This window comes from Algoriphagus chordae (assembly GCF_003254055.1).
In the GTDB taxonomy this organism is placed as follows: Bacteria; Bacteroidota; Bacteroidia; order Cytophagales; family Cyclobacteriaceae; genus Algoriphagus; species Algoriphagus chordae.
In genome coordinates, this window is sequence record NZ_QKZT01000030.1 from 18,053 (window position 1) to 40,259 (window position 22,207).

Genomic DNA, 22,207 nt, shown 5'->3' on the forward strand with positions numbered 1-22,207 from the left:
ACGAATGATTTTGAATATAGAAGACTCTATTACATTCCTCTGATCAGCCCAACTACTTCTATAATGTTTTCGGCTTGATAGAAATTGTCATGTTTGACTTCGTGCTCGATTCGCTCGTGCTCCCAAGTGATGTGATAGGGGATATGAATGGCATGACCTCCAAGTTCCAATACCGGTAGGACATCAGATTTCAAGCTGTTTCCCATCATCAGAAATTCTTCAGGTGCTACATCAAGATGTCGGACGAGTTTGGCGAAATCAGCAACCTTCTTTTCACTCATAATTTCGATGTGATGGAAATAATGATCCAATCCTGACTTTTTGAGCTTTCTCTCCTGATCTACCAGATCGCCTTTGGTGGCCATCACCAGACGATAGTCGTCATGTAAGGCTACTAAAACCTCCTCGACACCAGGCAGAATCTCCACTGGCTTTTGCATCATTTCATATCCGATCTCTAAGATTTTGTCAATCGCTTTAACTGGAATTTTGTGTTCTGAAATCCGTAAGGCTGTTTGGATCATCGAGAGCATAAAACCTTTGATCCCGTAGCCGTAAAGACCCAGGTTTCCAATCTCTGTGAGATAAAGCTCCTTGATGCTGCTGTGCCTAGGCATAAACCCTTCCATCAAGCTGGCAAATTCCTCTTCAGCTTCGCGAAAAAATGGTTCATTCACCCAAAGTGTGTCGTCTGCGTCGAAGGCTATTACTTTTATCATCTGATTGTAAAACTAATTAGTTGGAAAGATCTAAGGTTGTAAAATTGAAAGGTAGAATAGAGGGTTTCGTCATTGCGAGGGAGGAACGACCGAAGCAATCTAGGTATGATTGAGCGAGATTACTTCACTTCGCTCGCAATGATGGATTATGATTTTATGAGGGTTATAATTTTCACCGCAAATCGTGTCAGTCCGAGCGAAGTCGAGGACAATAGCTTCACTTACTTATTTTAAGAAGCCTTCGATTTCGAGACTATCGTCTCTCAAGTGCTCAGGCAGACACCGTCATCACTCTTTTGTAAATTCTAAATTTTTCTTACTCGAACTGACCAGCTTTCGGTGTCCTCATATCAATCGTCATTGGTAGCGTCCTGTATGGGCATCGGGATCGAAGTCTTGTTATTATTGTTTTTTATTACCCTTCGACTTCGCTCAGGGTGACAAACCAACAACTTAACTCTTACCACTCACTTTTCACCTCTTACCTCTAACTTCTAACGAACAACCAACAACCAAAAACCCCCTACTTCAAATCAACCATCCAATCCAACAACACATCTCTCCAACCCGAAACCGGGCCTTTTCCTAGACCAAAACCGAAGCCATGACCTCCTTTAGGATAGATATGTAAAGAAGCTGGGACTTTATTGGCATTCAGAGCATCGTAGTAGAGCAAACTGTTCTGGATAGGAACGCCCCCATCGTCCTGCGCATGTACCAAGAAGGTAGGCGGAGTTTCAGCAGTTACGTTCAATTCGCTAGAAAAGCGATCAATCAATTCTTGGCTGGCATTTTCACCGATTAGATTTTTTCGGGAACCTGAGTGCGCACTCGCATCTCTAAAGGAAATCACAGGATAAGCTAGAATAGAGAAATCAGGACGGGCAGAAAGCGCATCGACAGCATCCTTTTGCCTATCTACCTCCTGCGCATACTGGGTGCTGACGGTAGAAGCTAAATGCCCTCCAGCAGAAAAGCCCAGAACGCCAACTCGAGCAGGATCGATTTTCCACTCTTCCGCATGATGTCTGACCAGGCGAACTGCCCGCTGCGCATCAAGTAATGGAACCTCCTTCGCATCTGTCAGGGATTTGGAATCCGGCAGTCTGTATTTCACTACAATTCCGACAATTCCCTGTGTATTTAGCCACTTGGCAAAGTCTCTGCCTTCCCAGTCGTAAGCCAATATATGATATCCGCCTCCTGGAAAAATTACCACTGCTTGACCAGTGCGCATTTGCTTACTTGGCAGGAAAACTTCGATCTGTGGAATCTGTACATTTTCAATTCTAATGATACCCTCTTCCACTGCTTTTTCCTCCAAACCCATATCCTTCTGAAGTGGTGGAATTCCTTCCCAAAGCGGAAGTATAATTTCTTGGGCATTGACTAGGAGGCTAATCAAAGTCATACACAGTACAGTTAGTAGCTTTTTCATCGGTTTGTATGTTAGGCGTGGAAATCAAAGACTTTGTCCATAGGTGCCCATCTCCAGTTCTCCGGAGTTCCAGGCAAATTGGTTTGATAGTTACTTAGGAATTTTTCCCATTCTTGGACATGAGGATTCGCCAAGTCCATTTTGGCCTTCTTTTCAAAAGAGAAGTCTTCATCTGCCACTAGTATCATGGTAAGTCGGTTTTCCCAGCGATAAATGGTCATTTGTAGAACTCCGGCCTCGCGGATACTCTCAATGATCTCCGGCGCAACAGCTTTATGACATTCGTCATATCCCAGCTTAGCTTCCTCAGTATCTTTGAGATCACATATTAAAATAAATGTTTCGGTTTTCATGTTTCAATTTCTTTCAATTAGTTCAAAACTTTACTAGTTCAAGTCTCATGACTTGCGCCAGAATTGTTATTGCATTACGATTGAATAATCTTCCAATCCGCCAGGGCGGACAAGTACTTATAATTTTTCAACTTTCTTCACTCTCAAGCTAAACAAAAGCACCATCACAAAGCAGGCGAGAGGAAGGATGAAGGAGAAATTAACTTCTGGCACGCCTAGGATCAGTGTGTCATCATATCCGGATCCACCGATGTCCATGATCATTCCCTGTAGGGTTGGCATCACTGCGCCACCTACGATAGCCATCACGAGGTACGCAGCGGCAAACTTCGAATCCTCGCCTAAGCCGTCCAATGCAATCCCGTAAATAGTAGGGAACATCAGAGACATCGCGAAGGAAATCGCAACCAAAGAATAAAGACCAGCCATTCCTGGGAGGAAAATCGCTCCTGCGGTAAATAAAATAGCAAGTACTGAGAAGATACTGAGCAATTTGGTAGGGGAGATGTAACGAAGCAAAAAGGTACATATCCATCGTCCTACTAGAAAGACAACCAACGCTGTGTAACCATAATTTACTGCATCGGCATTGGAGATTCCAAGCACTTCTGCATATTGATAGATGTAGGTCCAAACCATGATTTGTGCACCTACATAGAACATTTGTGCAAGGGTGCCTTCTACGAAATTTCTATTTTTCAACAAGCGTCCCATGGTGGCCTTGAACTCTACCTTACCAGTCTCCTTACTTTCAGGCATTTTCATTAGCGCAATGACTACTAGAATTGCGATTACTACCAAGCCAAGCATCACATAGGGATTTCGGATGACCATCAAATCTGCCGACCGAATTACTGCCTTTGCAGCTTCATCAAGGGAGTTGAAAATGATATTTCCATCTGCATCAGTTTCATTCGATTGAAGTGCATTCAAGATAAATTGCTTGGCCACAAACAAACCAGCCAATGCTCCCATAGGGTTGAATGCCTGTGCAAGATTCAATCGTTGCGTTGCCGTGGCCTCAGGACCCATAGACAAGATGTAGGGATTGGCAGTAGTCTCAAGAAAGGCTAAACCAAAGGTGAGAATATACAAGGAGGCAAGGAAAAAGCCATAACTCTCCCAGGCTGCTGCTGGATAAAATAGCAAGGCACCAAATCCGTAAAGCCCTAAACCGAGCAAGATTCCAGTTTTATAAGAATACTTTTTGATGAAGAATGCGGCAGGCAAAGCCATAGTGAAGTAACCTCCATAAAATGCCATTTGCACCCAAGAAGCTTGGGTGTTATTCAGTTCGAGGACTCGCTTAAATGCTGCCACCATGGGATTGGTGATGTCATTTGCGAAGCCCCAGAGTGCGAATAGGGAGGTGATAAGAATAAATGGGACGATTAATTCCTTGGGTACTAATACAGGTTTTTGGGTCATGGGTTTTGTTATAAGGCTCTGTCAAGATGGGTGTATCCGCCATCTACAAATAGATGCTGTCCGGTGATATGTTCGGCTTTGTCGGAAAGTAAGAATATTGCCATTGCGGCGATTTCCTCTGGGGTAGTCATGCGTTTACCCAGCGGGATTTTGGCAGTGATTTCTGCTAGTCTCTCGCTTGGGTTAGGAAATGTATTGATCCAGTTTTCGTAAAGCGGGGTAAATACTTCAGCTGGGATGATGGCGTTGACGGTGATCTCGTAGGGAAGAAGTTCCACCGCCCATTCTCGGGTAAGAGAGAGTTGAGCTCCTTTGGCAGCGGTGTACCCTGAGGTGCCTCCCTGGCCAGTGACGGCCGTTTTGCTGCTGATATTGATGATACTTCCTTTTGCTTTTTTCAAATGCGGTAGGGCAAAATGCGCCAAGTGATAATAGTGATTTAGGTTTTTGGCTACGGATTTTTCAAATGCTTCTGGACTTCCGTTTTCCAATCCTACACCATCATTTGCTCCGGCGTTATTTACTAGTCCGTCTATTCTTCCGTATTTCTCAAGTGTAAGTTGGACTACTTTTTCCGAATCAGCAGCTGCAAAGATTCGAATGGGAATTTGAAAAGCTTCTCCCAAGGCGAGGATTTCTGCCCCTTCTTTTTCCGAGGGGTCTATCATCACTGGAATGGCACCTTCGGTAATCAATCCTCTGGAGATTGCTCCACCGATTCCTTTGGCTCCACCAGAGATGAGGATGACTTTATTGCTTAGGTTTAGGTTCATTATATAATAATTTTTTATGATCTATTTTTCACTAAAATGACTCCAGAACAATTCTATCGCCACTGGCGACACTTTTGTGGATAGCCAAATAAACTCGTAAACTACATTCGGAGTAGATTTTTCCTTTTCAAATTTGAAATTAATTCTATTCCAATTCTTCTATAAGTTGCGTAGGAAAATTGCTTTTTCCAGTTTGTTCAAGCCCTATGGGACTGAAATTATTATAGCAAAAAGACAAATCTTAATAGGCTAACCCTGATAGGGTGGAATTATCGCTGTTCATTCTATCAATTCTGTGAATAATATCACCCCTTCGGGGTTTTTACTTCCAAAATAATGAAAAGCTATAATCTTGTCAGCCCTTCAGGTTTTAGTATTTAACTCCATATTTTTTATTCATGGTTTCAAAATATGGCTTTAAGCTTTATTTATTTGAATAGCTCAATAAAATACGATCAACTCAATTGTCGTGACAGTGGCACGACAATTTGATGATCTGAAAAAACTACACCAAACCAAATTAATATGAGTAGCTTTTCTTTTTCAAATTAGAAAATAATTCATTTCCAATTGGTCCCCAGGCTGGGGACTATTTTATGAGATGAAAATCAAATTACTTTTCAAATCCCGTAAAACTCCGCCGCCGTATTTCCCATAATAGCTTCTTTTTCTGTTTTGGAAAGTTTATCAGTGAATCGCTCAATTACCTCCAACACCTGCTCGTATTCTCCCGCGATTTTGCAGACTGGCCAATCGCTGCCAAACATCAAGCGCTTCGGCCCGAATAACTCAAGTGCCACATCAAGATAAACTTGTAGCTCTTTTACTGTCCACTTTTTCCAATCGGCTTCGGTGATCATTCCAGACACTTTACAATAAATGTAATCCCGCTCTGCCAAAGGTGCCATTTCCTTTTTCCACTCTCTCCAAATACCCAACTTGATATTTGGCTTGGCAATATGGTCGATCACAAAGGGTTGCTCGGGAGCCTTTTTCACAAACTGCAAAGCGGCTTCCAATTGCGTGTGTAAAATCAGAATATCGTAGGTGTATCCTCGCTTTCCAATTTTCTCAATGCCACGGATAAACTCCTTACGCAGCATGTAATCCACATTTTTTGACTGCAGGATTTCACGGTAGCCTTTGAGCTTTTTTTGCGAAGCAAAGAGATCCAGATCCTTATCTATATCATCGCTTCCCAGATCAGCCCAGCCCACGACGGCTTTGATTTGCTCGTGTTCTTCTGCCAAATCACATAGAAAGGCAGTTTCCCGAAAGCTCTCGTCCGCCTGAACCGCTACACAACCATCAATCTGGTGCTCGGCCAAAATCGGAATAAGATCTTCAGGAAGAAAATCCCGCTGGATCACCTTCATGTCGTCGGTGATCCAGGAGTGTTTTTGTGGATTGTATTTCCAAAAGTGCTGGTGTGAATCCAGTCTCATGCCTCAGGGTCGTTGATAGCTGTTTGTTTTGATTCGCCAAGTCCATCGATTCCTAGCTCTACCACATCACCTTCTTTCAGGTAAGTGGGAGGAGTCAAACCAAGACCAACACCCGCTGGAGTTCCAGTGGAAATCACATCACCAGGCAATAAAGTCATGTACTGGCTTAGATGCTCGATCAATTCTGGGATATCAAAAACCAAATCAGAGGTGTTGCTATCCTGTAGCATTTTACCATTCAGTTTCAGCCAAAGTCTCAGGTTATGTGGATCTTCAATCTCAGTTTTGGTCACCAAAACTGGCCCAAGAGGCGCGAAGTTATCTGCACTTTTTCCTTTCACCCACTGACCTCCGTGATGCAGTTGGAAATCACGCTCAGACACGTCATTGTGTACACAGTAACCAGCCACATATTCCATCGCATTTTCCTTGCTTACATATTTTGCACGCTTGCCGATCACCACTGCCAATTCAACTTCCCAGTCAGTTTTCACAGAGTTTTTTGGGATCAAAATATTATCAAATGGCCCGCAAAGCGAGGAAGTAGCTTTCATGAAAATGATCGGAACTTCTGGCACAGGCATTCCTGATTCGATGGCATGCATGCGGTAGTTCAAACCTATGCAGATGATCTTCGAAGGTCTGGCGATCGGTGATCCAAGTCTGGAACCAGTAGGGATTTCATTCAAATTCTCCTGATTAGCGTCAAGCCACTCTTCAAGTCTGGCAATTCCATTATTAGTAAAAAATTCTTCATTCCAGTCTTCTTTGAACCCTGAGCAATCTAGGTATTTGCCTGAAGCACTTTGGATTCCTGGTTTTTCTTTGCCGGCCTCGCCGAATCGTATAAGTTTCATTTTATAAGTGTTAAGTAGTTAGTATCAAGTATTAAGACTTTATATCAAGACGCAAGATATTAGATTTTAGAATCAGGATATTAGAGTGAAGAAGAGAGAGTCAATGTTTACATAGATGTCTTCGACTTCGCTACCAATGACAGATTGATTTGAGGACATCAAAAGCTGGTCAGTTCGAGCGAAGTCGAGAACCTTTCGAATTCGAGACTCTCGTCTCTCAAGCGCTCAAGGTGACCATGGTTATGGTTCCAAAACAAATGACTGTCATTTCATTTTTGTATGTTCAAAGAATATTTAATACGCAGACTGACTTACAGACGCTCGTATATTCTTGGATATTTTGTGATTCTAGGGCATCGGTCATCGGACATCCTTTTCCTCACATTTTCAGCCCCAAAAATCCTCCGTCAATTGGGATATTGGTTCCTGTGATAAAGCTTCCAGTGTCCGCACTCACAAAATAAGCAAGTTCAGCGACTTCTGAAGGAGTCGCCATTCTGCCTACCGGTTGAGTAGCGGCAAGTTTCTCAAACATTTCCTTTTCTTGACCTGGATAGTTTTTGGCCAAAAAGCCATCTACAAAAGGTGTATGAACACGTCCCGGAGACAAGCAATTGCATCGAATGCCATCAGCAACATAATCCCTAGCCACGCTCAAAGTCATGGAAAGTGCCGCGCCCTTAGTCATGCTGTAAGCAAAACGATCCGGAATACCAATCGTAGCAGCCACAGAAGCCATATTCAATATTGAGCCACCTCCGTTTTCTTTCAATTTTGGAAGTGCTGCTTTGATGCAGTTGAACATGCCCTTTACATTCACTTGGAATACTCTGTCGAAGTCTTCAACCGAAGTTGTTTCTACTTTTCCCACATGTGAGACGCCAGCATTGTTGATTAGTGTATCGATTTTCTCTGGGATAGAATTGATCAAAGCTTCAGATTCTGCTGCATCAGCTACGCTACCGCAAAGAAAGCTGACGTCATAACCCTTGGCTCGCTCATCCTGAGCTACTTTTTCTCCAATTTCAGGATTGATGTCAATGAAGTAAACTTTGGTTCCTTTAGCTGCAAAAACCTGGACCATTGCTAGTCCGATTCCTGATGCTCCGCCTGTAATAAGTACTGTTTTGTTTTTCATAATTAAAGTAAAACTGAAATTAGGCTGTTTGACCTATATTCCCAAAATAATTTCCATAGATTATAATTTAACTGTTTCTCCGGTTTTTACCGATTCATCACAGGCAAAAGCGATTTTCAGACTATTTAACGCATCCTCCATGTGATCATCCAGATTGATGTTTTCTAGGATGGCTTTGAGAAAATAGCGTTGCTCACGATTGCAAAGTTCTTGATGATCTGGTTCGTCTTTCAAGTCTATCCATTCATCCGCTTTGGTAAACTTGTTTTCCGAATCAATAGCGGCATGATGAACTCGGATGGATTCAGTTTTGGTATGTGAATCCACATTATCCGATTGCCCACTTGAGCCAGCATCCTTTGCCGTGATGGAAACAGAACCTTTTGGACCAAAAACATCTTTCACAAAGAAGGCGGTCTCAGAGACCATCGGTCCCCAACCTGCTTCATACCAGCCTACAGAACCATCCTCAAAGCGAATCTGAAGTTGGCCGTAATTGTAATTGTCTGCAGAAATATCATCCGTCAGTCTAGCGCCAATCGCTGAAACCGACATAGGTTTAGAACGAGTCATCTGGCACATTACATCGATGTAATGAACACCACAATCCACAATCGGACTAAGGCTTTTCATCAGATTTCTGTGCACATCCCACATGTAGCCCTGACTTTGCTGATTGAGATTCATTCGCATCACCAGCGGTTTACCTAGCTTTTCGGCTTCTTCGATAAATCGGATCCAAGAAGGATGATGCCTCAAAATATAGCCTACGATTACCTTTTTGTCTGCTTCTTTCGCTTTTGAAATTATTCTTTCACAGCCAAGAATTGTATCTGCCAGAGGCTTCTCGATGAAAATATGACAGCCTGCTTCTAAGGATTTTACCGCAAATTCCTCATGCGTATCTGGATAAGTAGAAATGCAAACTGCATCAGGTTTGGATTCAGATAAGGCCTCCTCGAAGTCTGAAAAAAGCGGATAATTGCCTTGGAGTTGTTCGTTGAGTTTGCTTTTGGAATCACCCCGTGAGACTAGTCCACAGATTTCGAATTCAGGGAAATTGTGGTATGCAGTAGCATGAGCGATGCCCATATTTCCACAGCCTACTACGAGGATTCTAATTGGTTTTGATGCACTCATATATTTCGGGTCTTTACTAGTTGCTAATTTTCTTTATCATCGACGATTTCCTCCAGCTCATCTTCCTTCGAAACCTTACCCACCTGCATTTTATAATCTTCAGCATTTCCAGTGATTTTGATAGGAACGCCGAAGATGCCCAGTGGAGGAAGTCCTAGTCGTAAGCCAATGCTCATATCTCCGTCTAGGCTGACTTGACCTTCGAAGCGAGGTCGGAAACCTGCGATTCTCATTTTGGTGCGAGGAATGGTCATTAGGTTGTTTGCTATACTGGTCTGGATCTCCACATCATTGAGTTCGGGATCTTCCAGCTCTTCATTTTCTGTTTCCTTGGCGATGGAGTTCATGAGCTTGAATCCTTTCAACTTGATCGCTTTTAGTCCCAAAGTGCCTTCTCCGACTATAGAAGGTAGCACAGGTTCCATGTTAGCATTCAACCTGCCCGCAAGTTCGTAAGTTAGCGAAGCTTGCCCACTGGCATATTCTGCGAAAGAAGCCATTTCACGGAAAAGTGGAATCTCCTCATAAGCACGATGGATGTCAAATTCCTTGGCGTCGATCTGGTAGTCGAAATTGGCGGCGAATGGAGTGGAGGCTAGGTACTTTCCTGTCATTTCCACGCTAGCACCGATTATCTCAAAACTGGTTTTGTTCAGGGAAAGCTGGCCTGGTTTTGTGTTGATCTCTCCCTTGAAATTCTTCATTTTAAGCTCTCCGAATTTCATGGAATCCACTGTTGCTTTTACCGTCAGGTCCATATTCATAGGCGGCACGATCACGCCCGTCACTTCCCCGATGCTATCGATTTCTACTTCATTACTTTCTCCGAAAAAAGCAAAATCATCCAGATTGATATAGGAGGAAGCAAGCTCAAGCTTTCCTTTCAAAAGCTGATCAGAATTGGTCAGGTAGCCCATATAATTGTTCAGGTAACCATCCGCTTTGATTTCATTTTTCTCATAGCCAAAGAGGAAGTTTTGGAAGCTTATTTTGTCCTGATCGAATTCCAGTTTTCCTTTCTCTAGTCTTACAGGCTCAGGAAGCAATTGAGTTCTGACGAGAATTTTCTCTACATCTATAGTTCCTTGATTGTGAAGGTTTTGAAGTCTTCCATTCATTGCGTCACTTTGTAGGCCTTTCAGATTCACATCTGTGATCAGGTAGCCGTCGATAGACATGTCCTCTTGTCCAAATACCTTGTAAAGCTCACCCAAGTCCAGCCTTCCTTTGGAACTCAAATCATAGCGGATGTCATCCAGATTTTCCAGATTCGCGCTGACTGTGAATGGGTTATTGCCAAAGTTAAATTGGATGGGTTCTATCTGGAATTTGAGATCAGAGTAGGCAGTATTGCTGCTTTGCATCTTGAGCGAGAGTCTCAGATCTTTGATCGCTTCGGAGTGATATGGCGTTAAAATATATCCGTCTGTAAGCTGAAAGTCAGTATCAATAATAGGGATGGTTTTCTGCTCCTTATTGAAATTACCCTTTGCCACAAGCCTCGTATTGAGCATACCCCTGAGCTGATAACCTGAATCCAAGGGGTAGAATTTTGGGATATCAGCAAGGTTGAACCTGCTGTTGATCTCAGCGTCAACTGCCTGATCTCGATTTTTATTATATGCAAAATATCCATCGCTGATCTGATCCAATACCTGAAAATGGATCTTTTTAAAATCAACGCCTATATGCTCTGGCAAACTGTCTGGACTATTTATTTGGAGATCAATCGAGATGTCTTTGATCGCCTCTGGAAGCTCAGCCCATTTGAGGTAACCTTCGGAAAGGCCAGCTGAAAAGGAAAATACGGGAACAGAGCTCGTGATGTACTTAGGTTCACGCAGGCTTTTAGGATCTTTCGACGTGACGTAGAAACCACGAGATTTTAGCTGAAGATCCAGCATGCCTCTGAAGTCTAGCGATTCAGTTCCTAGCGCTTCGTTCAATACCCCCAGATCTAGTTTAGCATCCAGATCAGCATTTATCTGCATAGGATTAAACTCCGCCAGATGCATATTTCCCTTCAAAAAGCCCTCGCCAAGAGAAAAACCAATGCTGTCAATATCCACGCGAGTCAAGTCAGGATCCAACTTCGGGATCATGACATTCATGCTGAGTCTAAGATTTTCGATAGGAGTGGAGGCAGCTTTATGTTCTAGGAATCCATCGCGAACCTGAAGGTTCATGACCAGTGCTGGCATCTGATCTTCTGCTGGTAAGTAAAGTCCCTGAAATGACCCGACGATATCGCCAGTTCCGCGAATAGTAGTCTCTCCATAGCTAGGCATCAAATCAGCAGGAATCACCGAAAGCATATCTTTCAGCTGTGCATTGAAGGATTCCAACACAAAGTTCATGTCATAACCACCCTCTAGGAATTCAAGCTTTCCTACGAAATTTACGGGTAAATCATTGATTTTGAGTTCGTTTCTAACGAAAGTCAACTCTGTGGATTCGGTATTAATTAGGGTCTGCAGACTTGCTGAAACTCTGTTTCTATTGAAAATCGGGAAGTCCTCATAGACCAATCTGAATTCTTGAATATCAATATCACTGCCCAAGGTGAGAATATCATCCGCTAAATTTCCACCGCCTTTATAATTCAATTGACTGGCCTCACAGACCATATCCAAGGAAATATCCTGATAGAGAAAGTAGCTGTTTTTCAAAAAGAAGCCTTCTATTTCCAAGTCTAAGTTTCCCGACGAAGTATCCGTTGCTGTACTGTCCGTAGATGGTTTTAAGATGTCAAAATTTGCTAAGCCCTTGTTGTCCCGCAAAACTTTGATGACTGCTTCATTCAGGTAAAGCTTATCTACTTTATAATTGTCAGAGAAAAGCGAAGGGATATTGATGCCGAGATCTAATTGCTTGGTATAAAGTAAGGTGTCATGTTCAAAGGGAGCAGATCCTGCGATGAATAGCTCATCCATGGTGACCGTCAGCGAAGGGAAATGGCGGAAAAAAGTAAGGCCAACCTTTGAGAACTGGACTTCAGTCTGTAGCTGATTGTCCAGCAGTTGTTGAAGTTTTAGTTGAATTTTCTCCTTGAAAAGGAGCGGGAAAGTGAGTAAAAATATGAAGAACAGTCCTAGAAAACCTAGAATATATTTGATGGTTTTCCCTTTATAGAAAGGCTGTTTCATGTAGCTGTTTTGTGTTTATAGGAGGGGTAGAGACTAAATTACTCCATCAATTTTGATTTTTCTCTACTACAGCTTTATCAAGAGAGATAATTTTCACCTGTAGGCTAATAGGTTTGATAGGTTCATCTTTACTGTCTCTCTTTACTCTGACGATTTGTTCTATCACACTCATGCCTTTGATCACATGTCCAAAAACCGTGTAATCACCATCCAGTCTGTGAAGTCCATCAGGATTTTGAACGATATAGAACTGACATCTCGCGGATAACTTCCCTGGATTATCGTCTCTTCCAGCCCCCACAGCACCATAAACATGTGTCAATTCTGGCACATACTCTGGCTCAAGTAAATATTCAGGATCATTGAATCCTTCCTCTGTGTCGGGACAGCCACCCTGGGCTACAAAGTTTGGAATGACACGGTTGAATGTCAGAGAGTCCCAATACCCTGCTTCAGCTAATTCTATAAAGCTCTCCTTGTGATTCGGAGTTCGCTCGTCGAGACGAATCAGGATTTCGCCATAAGGGGTGATGATTTGACCTACGGGTACTGTTTCTTGTGCATGTACAAAACCTATACTTAAAAGGAAAAACACACTAGAAATCAGCTTCTTCATAGGTTTATCGGATTAAGTGCTGCCTTTTGGTTATTTACTGGATTAGCATACATGGCCAGGAAGCTTTTGATCAGGAATTCATTTTTGGTGTTGACTTTTTCATTCATTCTCTTCTCAAAAGATTTCTTTTCATCTGCAGTATAGAAATCCACATATTCCTCATCCCCATAGAGTAAATCATGGGCTATATAATTACTAGGCCATAGCTTATAGCCAGCCCAGATTTTTTGATCTATACATTCTGCCAGCTTACTGAGTTTGTCAGGCTGGCTAAGCTCCATCTTGGAGATTTCTGCAATTTCCTTATCCAAGAGGCCATTTACCTGAAGGTGAATTCGCTTTTTAGTCCCGATTATACCGCGTAGGAGATTTAAAAAGTCTTCATTTTCTCCCTTTACATACTTTTCATCTCGAGCCTTGGCTAGCCATTCAGGCATCTTCAATACGTCCGTAGGATCATATTCATAAGAAATTGAAATAGGCACCACCTTGATTTTTTCAAAATATCCAAATGGATTTTGTCCTTCTTCGGAGAGGGTCAGCATTTTCAAAACTCCACGATGCGTCGCATCATTTCCATCTTTTGTCCTGCCTTCTCGTTGTGCTGTCCATACGGATCTGTTTTCAGAGATAAGTGACTTTTTGATGTAGGCGGAAGCCATTTGCGAACTTTCGAGCAGTGCGCGTCCTTGCAATCCTCGTTTGATAGCAAAGTTTCTATTCAATCGAGAGAGCGTATGTAAAAATGGTTTTTGAATCAAATTATCCCCAATTGCCGAAGTCGTCAAGACCAAAGAGTTTTCATAGAGACATGAATTTAGCAGCGAGGTGTCTAAAATAATATCGCGGTGATTTGATATAAAAAGGTAAGCGGTATTGGATTCCAATTGATCAAAACCACCTGTACTCAAGCCTTCAGAGCTTTTTTCCAGGACTTTTTGCACGCCAGGATATATAAAGTTTACCTGGAAGTCTCTCAATGAATGTGTGTGAACCATCAGATCTTTCCAATGCTCCTTAGTATCTGTAGGAAATGTGAAACTCATCATGGCCTCCAGCATAGGATCATCTACGATCTTGCGGATAGCAGCATTAGCTTCTGCATCATAAAATGGCCTGATTGAATCAAATTGCGACATAATTATCTTTTGGGTGATTTGCAAAAAGCAAAATTTAGCTTAGAATTCTAAGCTAATTTACATAGTCAAAGGTAATAAACATTAGGACTAATGCGCCAGATGCTTATCGATGAATAGCAAATGGTAGGGGAGGGCATTGGTCCAATACTCCCAAGTATGTGCTCCAGGTCGCTCGGCATAATCATGCGGAGTACCATTTTCTAGGAGTAATTGGTGTATCAGTCTATTGGTAGCCAGCAAGAAATCGTCCACACCACATTCGATCAGCAGGGCAATTCCATTTGCCTTCATCTTATCAACGAGACCAACCGCAGTGAAATTGCTAAAGGGAGCATCATATTGAATATCTCCCAACATTGCCTGTTGCTGCGTTCGGCGAAGATTGCTGAAGTCTTCAGGCACAGTCCAGGTTCTGGTGTCAATATTCATCACGCCACTCATGCTGGTAGCCGCAACGAACAAATCAGGATGCTTGGCACTTAGGGTTATCGCCCCATGACCTCCCATAGATAGGCCTGTGATGGCTCGGGATTCTTTCTTGGCCAAAGTCCTGTAAGATTTGTCGATATGGGGAATAAGTTCTGAGGTAATGTAAGTTTCGTATTGCACCGAATCCATGATTGGGCTATTGAAGTAATAGCTAGAAGGTCCAACTCCAGGTGTGACGATGATCAAATCGTATTCTTCAGCCATGCGATTGACTAGTCCAGGTTCTGTTACTTTTTGATGCCAATCGCTAAAAGCTCCAGATCCTCCATGTAGTAAATAAAGTGTGGGGAATTGTTTATTACCGTCATAGCTAGACGGGCTGGTGACTGCCACTTTCAGCGATTTGTTCATGGCTTCGCTATAAACTTCTATGGTGTCGACTTTCGCTTGCGCAAAAAGTAAAGTAGGAAGTAGGAATAAAGGAATAAGAAATTTTCTCATGAGAAGGTTTGCTTGGGTTTGTTGAGGTTACAAAATAGTGATTATAGCAAAGATCCACACTGAATTGTGATTGTCTAAAAATAAAAAAGACCTCCCAGTTTCCTGAGAGGTCTTAGTGCGGATAGAGGGACTCGAACCCCCATGCCTCGCGGCGCTAGATCCTAAGTCTAGTGCGTCTACCAATTTCGCCACATCCGCAGCTGTTTTCTATTGGGATGCAATGTTAGCAATTCTCAGATTGAAATAATATTAATATCTAGCTAAATATCTGAAAACTGCCATTCCAAGGTCAGAACTGATTCATTTTCAAGTGGTTTATTTTCGCGATGATTTGGGTATTTGGACATTATTAAAATTTCTTAACAATTTTTTCCCTAACTGGAACTTTTGGAATAGTTAAATGATTGAACGTTCATTCAGTCGATATGTCTATGGATAGTTTATTAGATAAAAGAAAGTGTATCATCAAAAGCGCGCTCGATTTAGTTCAGGAGCACGGTTTTCATGGCTGCCCTGTAAGTATGGTTGCCAAAAATGCCGGAGTAGCGTCAGGTACCATCTATACTTATTTTGAGAATAAGGATGCCTTGATCATAGGGATCTATGAATATGTAGTAGAGGAGATCAAAAAATATGTATCTGAACGTGATGATAATTTATCGCCATTTAAAGATCGGTTTTATACTTATTGGAAAAGTTTAACCGATTTTTATGAGCTAAATCCCTCTATCCATGGGTTTTATGATCAGTTTCTGAAGTCTCCGTTCAATTCTGAAGATTTGCAAAAGAAGCCAAATGCCTGGCATGATTACGCTAATTCTTTCTTCGAAGATGGAATTAAACTAGGAGAAATTAAGGAACTAAACCCTATAGTCCTTTCCATTCTAGTGAATACCAATGTGAATTCAATCGTTGGGATCAAAAAGAACTTTAAGAAGAAGCTTGCCAGAAATAATATGAGCCTGGATGAGATATCCCATTTGATCTGGGATGGTATCAAGGCAAAATAACCCAAAGACCCTTTTTCAAACCAAACCTATTAATTATTAAACAGATGTTCAACAAACGTTTACTGTTGGTCGGGCTGAGTGTGTTGCTCTTGTCAAAAACCGCCTACAGTCAGGAAGAAAATTCAGTGCCCCAAGGCGTGCTGACTTTGGATCAAGTGGTGGAGTATGCACTGATTCAGAGTCCAATAGTCCGGCAGGCACAGATCGATGAAGAGATTGGAGACCGAAATATCAAATCTAATTTGGCAGATTGGTATCCTCAGATCACAGCTTCTGCTGCTGGGGCTTATAATATCAAGCTGCAACAGCAGATCATTGGAGATCAGTTGATCACTTTTGGTCAGAAGTACAACTCCAATGTCCTACTTCAGGCAGATCAGACCCTGTTTAATCGCGATCAACTTTTCGCCTCGAAGACTTCGAAATATTACCGTCAGCAACTTCAAAAGGTAATAGAAAACGCCAAAATCAATGCTGTCGTGGATGTGAGTAAGGCCTTTTACTCAATTCTTCTATCAGAAGAGCAAATCAAAATCTTGGATCAAAATCTGGGACGTTTGGAAAAGCAGTACAAAGATGCTTACAGTCGTTTTGAAGCTGGTTTGGTGGATAAGACGGATTATCAGCGTGCGTCGATTGCTTTGACTAATGTGAAGAGTGACCGAAATAGAGTGGCAAATTCTTTTGAGGCAAAATATGATTATCTCAAGCAATTGATGGGTTATCCAGATAGCTTGAATTTTACTATTGATTTTGATATACAAGGAGCGGCTGGGGAAATTGCTGGTAATGCAAGCGACCCCTTGATTCTTGAGAATCGCGTTGAATACCAATTATTGCAAACCCAGCAAACGCTGAATGAGATTCAGACCAGTTACGAAAGGTGGAATTACCTGCCTGAGCTGTCCGCTTATTACAGATATAATTGGAATTATTTCAATTCAAGTTTTACAGACTTGTACAAAGGAGCATACCCTATTTCCTCAGTGGGAGTAAATCTATCGATCCCGATTTTTCAGGGAGGCAAGCGCATCCATAGAGTGAAAGCTGCCGAGCTACAGGTAGATCGTGGAGTGATAGAAATCGAAAATCTCAGCAATCAGATTAAAACAGAATATACTTCAGCACTAGCGGACTATAATTCCAGTGTGTATGAATGGCAGCTGATCCGCGAAAATATGGTCATGGCTGAGGAAGTGTACAACATCATCAAGATGCAATATGATGAAGGAATCAAAGCTTACGTGGAGTTGGTAGTAGCAGAAACTGATCTTCAAAACGCTCAGATTAATCATATCAATGCATTCTATCAGGTCTTGGAAAATAAGCTAGATCTAGAAAAAGCATTAGGCACAATCAACTAATTAGAATCCCCTCTACAAACAATACTATACAGATGAAATTATCATACAAACTCGTAGCTTTTTCGGCATTGATTTTAGGGATTAGCTCCTGTGGATCAAAACAAGACCAGGCGCAACAAGCTCCTCCTGCCGTATCGGTCACTACTTATACTTTGGTAAAAAAGTCCGTGACAGGCATGGACGAATACCCAGCAACTCTAGTTCCGCTCAACGAAGTGGAAATTCGTCCTCAGATAGGTGGATACATTACAAATATCTATGTGCAAGATGGACAGGAAGTGAAGAAAGGGCAGAAGCTATATGAAATAGACCGTAGCAAATATGCGGCTTCAAGACAGCAGGCAGAGGCATTGGTGGCAAGCGCTGAAGCAAATCTTGCTCGATTGGAAAAGGATTATGATCGTTATAAAAGATTAGATGAGCAGGATGCTATCGCAAAGCAGACCTTAGATCACGCACAAACAGAATTGCTGAATGGTAAGGCTCAATTGAGCTCTGCGAAAGCTCAGTTAGAATCTGCTTCAACAGATTTCGGCTATTCGGTACTGGTAGCGCCGTTTGATGGAACTGTTGGGATTTCCCAGGTGAGATTGGGTACGCAGGTTTCTCCTGGTCAGCCACTTTTGAATACACTTTCTTCCAATGATCCTATGTCCTTGAATTTCGTGATCAACGAACGTGAAATCCCTCGATTCAACAAAATGCTGAAAGCAGAGAATACACCAGATTCCTTGTTTAGAATCAAATTCAGCGATGGGTCTGTATATCCTTACAATGGCAAATTCACAACCATTGATAGAGCCGTAGGAAGACAGTCTGGTACAATTAGTTTACGTGTGCAATTCCCAAACCCTGAGCGTGATCTTATCGCCGGGATGACTGTAAACCTGATGGTGCTGAATCAAGATATAGGAGAGCAAGTGGTGATTCCTTACCGAGCTGTGACTGAGCAGATGGGTGAATACTTTGTCTATGTGGTTCAGCCAGACAATACTGTGAAGCAACAAAATGTGATTTTGGGCACTCAAATAGGAGAGGGAATAGTAGTGCGAAGCGGAGTGCAGGAAGGTGCCAAAATAGTGGTTACCGGCATTCAGAAGCTAGGTGAAGGAGCTCAGATCACTGAGCAGAGTTCAGCCCAATAAATTCTTTTTCCATAAGACTTGATAATTAACTAATGATATCAGACGTATTTATAAAACGGCCAGTAACAGCAATGGTGATTTCGATCGTCATCGTGATGGTCGGTGTTTTAGCAATTTTAAATCTCCCAGTTACACAGTATCCTGACATTACTCCACCTGTAGTTTCGGTGTCAGCCAATTACACGGGTGCAGATGCAAAGACGGTGGAGCAGACGGTCGCTACTCCCATAGAAACCCAGGTAAATGGTACTCCGGGGATGGCTTATATTTCCTCTAATAATACCAGTACCGGTCAGATGCAAATGAACGTCACCTTCGAAGTAGGGACGGATATTAACATTGCTACTCTGGATGTTCAAAATAGGGTTTCTATTGCTGAGCCATCTCTTCCGGAAGCTGTTCGTCGACTAGGGGTGACTGTGAGAAAGAGAAACCCATCCATTATGATGGTGTTGAGTATTACTTCTCCTGAAGGGACGCATGATTCCAAATTTCTTTCCAATTACGCGAACATCTTTATCAAGGATGCACTTCTTCGTGTCAATGGAGTAGGGGATATTACTGCCATCGGTCAGGATTTCAGTATGCGGGTTTGGCTAAAACCTGATAAATTGGCTCAATACGGTATTTCTGCTCGGGAAGTGACGGCTGCCATTCAGGAGCAAAACTTACAGGTAGCAGCCGGAACAGTAGGAAGTATGCCTCAGTATGATACGCAGGCTTTCGAATATCCTATTACCGTAAATGGTAGGTTAGAAAGAGCTGAAGAATTTGACGATATAGTGCTAAGATCAAACCCTCAGGACGGCTCAATAGTTTACCTGAAAGATGTAGCAAGAATAGAGTTGGGGCAGTTTGATTATGGTAGGTATTCTACCTTGGATGGTGAAGAAGCAGCGATTTTGCTTGTTTACCAAGCTCCGGGAAGTAATGCATTGGAAACAGCCGAAGGGGTTTATGCTGCTTTGGATGAATTGAAAAAGAGCTTTCCAACCGACATGACTTATACGGTTCCATTTGAATCGGTATCTGTAGTAGAAGTGTCGATCAACGAAGTGATGCACACCTTCGTGGAGGCGTTGATTCTCGTGATCCTAGTAGTTTTCTTATTCTTGCAGAGTTGGAGAGCTACGTTGGTTCCTGTGTTGGCAATTCCGGTTTCTATCATCGGTACCTTTATTTTCTTCCCTCTTCTTGGATTTACCATCAATACGCTGACGCTATTTGGGTTCGTATTGGCGATCGGTATTGTGGTGGATGATGCGATTGTGGTAGTGGAAGCCGTGCAGCATTACATAGATTCCAGGAAGATTTCTGCGAAGGAAGCAACTCGCCTTGCGATGAAAGATATCACTGCGCCGGTTATTGCGATTGCATTGATTTTGGCAGCAGTATTTATTCCGGTAGGATTTATTCCAGGGATTGTGGGTAGAATGTATCAGCAGTTTGCAATTACCATTGCCATTTCTGTACTGATTTCTGCTTTTGTGGCTTTGAGTTTGACTCCGGCGCTATGTACGCTTCTTCTAAAACCTTCTGAGGTAAATGAGAATGGTAAAGGGCTGAACAAGTTCTTCTACAAGTTTAACTTGTGGTTTGAACGTACCACAAAAAGTTATACAAATGGAGTGAAAACCAGTATCAAACGTTCACCTCTGGTATTGATTTTACTGGTGTGTATTTTCGCAGGAACCTATGGCCTTTTCCAAACCAAACCAACTGGTTTCTTACCTACGGAAGATGAGGGAAGATTATATGTGACCCTTCAATTGCCCGAAGGTGCTGCCAGCAACAGAACTCAGGCGGTGATGCAGAAAATGAATACGATTCTGGAGGAAACAGAAGGTATCAATCATGTCACTGGTATCGGTGGATTGAACGTGATCAACTTCTCCTTCAAGCCAAACGCCGCAACTTTCTTCGTTCAGATGGATCCTTGGGATGACAGAAAAGATGCTTCATTGCAGCTGGGAGGCATGTTGGCAACGCTCAACAAGAAGTTTGCCGCTATTACCGAAGGAAACATAGTGGTCGTTCCGCCTCCGGCAATTCCAGGTTTAGGTTCTACGGGTGGATTCAGTTTTATGCTAGAGCAACGCTCTGCTGTAGGTGATATCAAGGAGTTTGAGGGTGCATTGGGTCAATTCCTTGCCGCAGCAAACCAGCGTCCTGAGATTGCGATGGCCTATAGTTTCTTTACGGCCAAAACTCCCGGTTACCATGTGACGGTGGACAGAGAAAAAGCCAAGAAATTGGGCGTGCCTCTTACTGAGATTTTCACAACCATGTCAAATTACATGGGTAGTTCCTATGTCAATGACTTTACCAGATATGGCCGAAACTTCCGTGTGGTGGCGCAAGCTGATACAGCCTACCGAGCTGGGATAAATAATTTGGAGCAGTACTATGTGCAGAGTAACGGCGGAGAATCCGTGCCGCTAAGTGCTTTGATAAGTTATGAAGTGGTGGAAAATGCTCCGGTGATTTCCCACTACAACTTGTTCCGTTCTGCTGAAGTCAACGGGAATGCGGCGCCTGGCTACAGTTCAGGTCAAGCCTTGGCTGCTTTGGAAGAAGTGGCTGCGCAGACATTGCCAGCAGGTTATGGGTATGACTTTTCTGGCTTGAGTAGGGAAGAACTTTCCTCTGGAAGCAGTACAATTCTGATCTTTGCCTTGGCAATTGTGCTAGTATCCTTGCTTTTGGCGGCCTTGTATGAAAGTTGGTCAGTTCCATTCTCTGTATTGTTGGCATTGCCACTTGGTGCTTTTGGTGCGATTATCGCGTTACATTTCTTGCCTAAGTTGGATAATAACATCTATGCGCAGATTGGTTTGATTACGCTAATAGGTTTGGCGGCGAAAAATGCCATCCTGATTGTGGAATTTGCCAAAGAGCGGGTGGATGTAGGTATGCCATTGCTTCAGGCTACACTGGAGGCGGTGAAGCTGAGACTTCGTCCGATTATCATGACTTCGCTTGCGTTTATTCTAGGAGTTGTACCCTTGGCGATCTCCAATGGTGCCGGTGCTGTGGCTAGACAGACGATTGGTTTCACGGTAATCGGAGGGATGCTTGCAGCGACTTTCCTGGCGATCTTCTTTGTGCCGGTTTTGTATGTGGTGATTACCAAAATCGCCTACGGCAAAAAGACCTTGGCAGAGTTGGAAGCCAGCTATGATCCTTCACAGCATGAGAATCATTAAGTAATTTCTCTAATTATAATTAAAATGCCCCCAGAAAGCGAAAAGCTTGATGGGGGCATTTTTTTTTTTAACCCGCATTATGCATTAGAATAATTGAATGGAGGGCTTATGTTTTGAATTTGGGCAAATATCCCATCCATCCAAGGCCTCTTTTTAGCAGGTAATGAGATTTTCAATACCTGCTTATTGGCATGATTTACCTTCCATGCTCCTAATGCAAAGCAATAGGATTTCAGTGTTTTTAAGGTGGCCCGATTATGATGATTCAGCGCAAAATGACGGAATAAACTCATTAGGTTATAAGCTACCATGATGAATCTGAACGAGGCTTCTGTTGCCCAGAAATCCTGTAAGCAAAAA

Annotated in this window: 18 protein-coding genes and 1 tRNA gene; 4 read left to right on the plus strand and 15 right to left on the minus strand. The window is 42.6% G+C overall.

The window, feature by feature from the left end:
* Positions 1 to 29 precede the first annotated feature (29 nt).
* From LV85_RS21055 to LV85_RS21120, 14 genes are all read right to left on the minus strand, one after another.
* Positions 30 to 719, minus strand: a complete 690-nt coding sequence (locus tag LV85_RS21055; protein WP_111323167.1) for an HAD family hydrolase — start codon at positions 717 to 719, stop codon at positions 30 to 32.
* A 523-nt stretch (positions 720 to 1,242) separates the two neighbouring features.
* Complete coding sequence (locus LV85_RS21060; protein WP_111323169.1) at positions 1,243 to 2,157, minus strand: alpha/beta hydrolase; 915 nt, start codon at positions 2,155 to 2,157, stop codon at positions 1,243 to 1,245.
* 11 nt (positions 2,158 to 2,168) lie between these two features.
* Complete coding sequence (locus LV85_RS21065) at positions 2,169 to 2,510, minus strand: L-rhamnose mutarotase (RefSeq protein ID WP_111323171.1); 342 nt, start codon at positions 2,508 to 2,510, stop codon at positions 2,169 to 2,171.
* 117 nt (positions 2,511 to 2,627) lie between these two features.
* The gene (gene fucP / locus LV85_RS21070; protein WP_111323173.1) at positions 2,628 to 3,938 is read right to left on the minus strand and encodes an L-fucose:H+ symporter permease; all 1,311 of its coding nucleotides are present in this window, start codon (positions 3,936 to 3,938) and stop codon (positions 2,628 to 2,630) included.
* A gap of 8 nt (positions 3,939 to 3,946) precedes the next feature.
* A complete protein-coding gene (locus LV85_RS21075; protein ID WP_111323175.1) occupies positions 3,947 to 4,711 on the minus strand; it encodes an L-fucose dehydrogenase in 765 nt (254 codons plus the stop codon).
* A gap of 620 nt (positions 4,712 to 5,331) precedes the next feature.
* Positions 5,332 to 6,156, minus strand: a complete 825-nt coding sequence (locus LV85_RS21080; protein ID WP_111323177.1) for an amidohydrolase family protein — start codon at positions 6,154 to 6,156, stop codon at positions 5,332 to 5,334.
* Positions 6,153 to 7,013 carry a fumarylacetoacetate hydrolase family protein gene (locus LV85_RS21085; RefSeq protein ID WP_111323179.1) on the minus strand — a complete coding sequence of 287 codons (861 nt, stop codon included), beginning with the start codon at positions 7,011 to 7,013 and terminating at the stop codon, positions 6,153 to 6,155. Before LV85_RS21085 ends, LV85_RS21080 begins: the two co-directional genes overlap by 4 nt.
* A gap of 379 nt (positions 7,014 to 7,392) precedes the next feature.
* Positions 7,393 to 8,151 carry an SDR family NAD(P)-dependent oxidoreductase gene (locus tag LV85_RS21090; RefSeq protein ID WP_111323181.1) on the minus strand — a complete coding sequence of 253 codons (759 nt, stop codon included), beginning with the start codon at positions 8,149 to 8,151 and terminating at the stop codon, positions 7,393 to 7,395.
* 60 nt (positions 8,152 to 8,211) lie between these two features.
* Positions 8,212 to 9,291 carry a Gfo/Idh/MocA family protein gene (locus LV85_RS21095; protein WP_111323183.1) on the minus strand — a complete coding sequence of 360 codons (1,080 nt, stop codon included), beginning with the start codon at positions 9,289 to 9,291 and terminating at the stop codon, positions 8,212 to 8,214.
* A gap of 23 nt (positions 9,292 to 9,314) precedes the next feature.
* The gene (locus LV85_RS21100) at positions 9,315 to 12,437 is read right to left on the minus strand and encodes an AsmA family protein (protein WP_111323185.1); all 3,123 of its coding nucleotides are present in this window, start codon (positions 12,435 to 12,437) and stop codon (positions 9,315 to 9,317) included.
* A 46-nt stretch (positions 12,438 to 12,483) separates the two neighbouring features.
* Positions 12,484 to 13,053 carry a peptidylprolyl isomerase gene (locus LV85_RS21105; RefSeq protein WP_111323187.1) on the minus strand — a complete coding sequence of 190 codons (570 nt, stop codon included), beginning with the start codon at positions 13,051 to 13,053 and terminating at the stop codon, positions 12,484 to 12,486.
* Positions 13,050 to 14,192, minus strand: coding sequence for a 1-acyl-sn-glycerol-3-phosphate acyltransferase (locus LV85_RS21110; protein ID WP_111323189.1), 1,143 nt, complete (start codon positions 14,190 to 14,192; stop codon positions 13,050 to 13,052). Before LV85_RS21110 ends, LV85_RS21105 begins: the two co-directional genes overlap by 4 nt.
* Positions 14,193 to 14,279: 87 nt before the next feature.
* Entirely contained in the window at positions 14,280 to 15,122 is an 843-nt protein-coding gene (locus LV85_RS21115; RefSeq protein WP_111323191.1) for an alpha/beta hydrolase, read from the minus strand.
* A gap of 116 nt (positions 15,123 to 15,238) precedes the next feature.
* Positions 15,239 to 15,320 (minus strand) — tRNA-Leu (locus tag LV85_RS21120).
* Between the two features lie 233 nt (positions 15,321 to 15,553).
* Between LV85_RS21120 and LV85_RS21125 the strand changes: the two genes are divergently transcribed.
* The 4 genes from LV85_RS21125 to LV85_RS21140 are packed head-to-tail and all read left to right on the plus strand — an operon-like array spanning position 15,554 to position 21,847.
* Complete coding sequence (locus LV85_RS21125; protein ID WP_158531224.1) at positions 15,554 to 16,132, plus strand: TetR/AcrR family transcriptional regulator; 579 nt, start codon at positions 15,554 to 15,556, stop codon at positions 16,130 to 16,132.
* Positions 16,133 to 16,176: 44 nt separating this feature from the next.
* Positions 16,177 to 17,496 carry a TolC family protein gene (locus tag LV85_RS21130; RefSeq protein WP_111323195.1) on the plus strand — a complete coding sequence of 440 codons (1,320 nt, stop codon included), beginning with the start codon at positions 16,177 to 16,179 and terminating at the stop codon, positions 17,494 to 17,496.
* 32 nt (positions 17,497 to 17,528) lie between these two features.
* The gene (locus tag LV85_RS21135) at positions 17,529 to 18,641 is read left to right on the plus strand and encodes an efflux RND transporter periplasmic adaptor subunit (protein WP_111323197.1); all 1,113 of its coding nucleotides are present in this window, start codon (positions 17,529 to 17,531) and stop codon (positions 18,639 to 18,641) included.
* A 32-nt stretch (positions 18,642 to 18,673) separates the two neighbouring features.
* Complete coding sequence (locus LV85_RS21140; RefSeq protein ID WP_111323199.1) at positions 18,674 to 21,847, plus strand: efflux RND transporter permease subunit; 3,174 nt, start codon at positions 18,674 to 18,676, stop codon at positions 21,845 to 21,847.
* A gap of 77 nt (positions 21,848 to 21,924) precedes the next feature.
* Here LV85_RS21140 and LV85_RS22125 read toward each other — a convergent pair.
* Positions 21,925 to 22,207 (minus strand): hypothetical protein (locus LV85_RS22125; protein WP_158531225.1); only part of this gene is annotated, 283 nt, incomplete at its 5' end.

Bases quoted from the DNA above. Each gene is read 5' to 3' on its own strand.
- LV85_RS21055 (WP_111323167.1), bottom strand. From the start codon at position 719: ATGATAAAAGTAATAGCCTTCGACGCAGACGACACACTTTGGGTGAAT.
- LV85_RS21060 (WP_111323169.1), bottom strand. From the start codon at position 2,157: ATGAAAAAGCTACTAACTGTACTGTGTATGACTTTGATTAGCCTCCTA.
- LV85_RS21065 (WP_111323171.1), bottom strand. From the start codon at position 2,510: ATGAAAACCGAAACATTTATTTTAATATGTGATCTCAAAGATACTGAG.
- fucP (WP_111323173.1), bottom strand. From the start codon at position 3,938: ATGACCCAAAAACCTGTATTAGTACCCAAGGAATTAATCGTCCCATTT.
- LV85_RS21075 (WP_111323175.1), bottom strand. From the start codon at position 4,711: ATGAACCTAAACCTAAGCAATAAAGTCATCCTCATCTCTGGTGGAGCC.
- LV85_RS21080 (WP_111323177.1), bottom strand. From the start codon at position 6,156: ATGAGACTGGATTCACACCAGCACTTTTGGAAATACAATCCACAAAAA.
- LV85_RS21085 (WP_111323179.1), bottom strand. From the start codon at position 7,013: ATGAAACTTATACGATTCGGCGAGGCCGGCAAAGAAAAACCAGGAATC.
- LV85_RS21090 (WP_111323181.1), bottom strand. From the start codon at position 8,151: ATGAAAAACAAAACAGTACTTATTACAGGCGGAGCATCAGGAATCGGA.
- LV85_RS21095 (WP_111323183.1), bottom strand. From the start codon at position 9,291: ATGAGTGCATCAAAACCAATTAGAATCCTCGTAGTAGGCTGTGGAAAT.
- LV85_RS21100 (WP_111323185.1), bottom strand. From the start codon at position 12,437: ATGAAACAGCCTTTCTATAAAGGGAAAACCATCAAATATATTCTAGGT.
- LV85_RS21105 (WP_111323187.1), bottom strand. From the start codon at position 13,053: ATGAAGAAGCTGATTTCTAGTGTGTTTTTCCTTTTAAGTATAGGTTTT.
- LV85_RS21110 (WP_111323189.1), bottom strand. From the start codon at position 14,192: ATGTCGCAATTTGATTCAATCAGGCCATTTTATGATGCAGAAGCTAAT.
- LV85_RS21115 (WP_111323191.1), bottom strand. From the start codon at position 15,122: ATGAGAAAATTTCTTATTCCTTTATTCCTACTTCCTACTTTACTTTTT.
- LV85_RS21125 (WP_158531224.1), top strand. From the start codon at position 15,554: ATGGATAGTTTATTAGATAAAAGAAAGTGTATCATCAAAAGCGCGCTC.
- LV85_RS21130 (WP_111323195.1), top strand. From the start codon at position 16,177: ATGTTCAACAAACGTTTACTGTTGGTCGGGCTGAGTGTGTTGCTCTTG.
- LV85_RS21135 (WP_111323197.1), top strand. From the start codon at position 17,529: ATGAAATTATCATACAAACTCGTAGCTTTTTCGGCATTGATTTTAGGG.
- LV85_RS21140 (WP_111323199.1), top strand. From the start codon at position 18,674: ATGATATCAGACGTATTTATAAAACGGCCAGTAACAGCAATGGTGATT.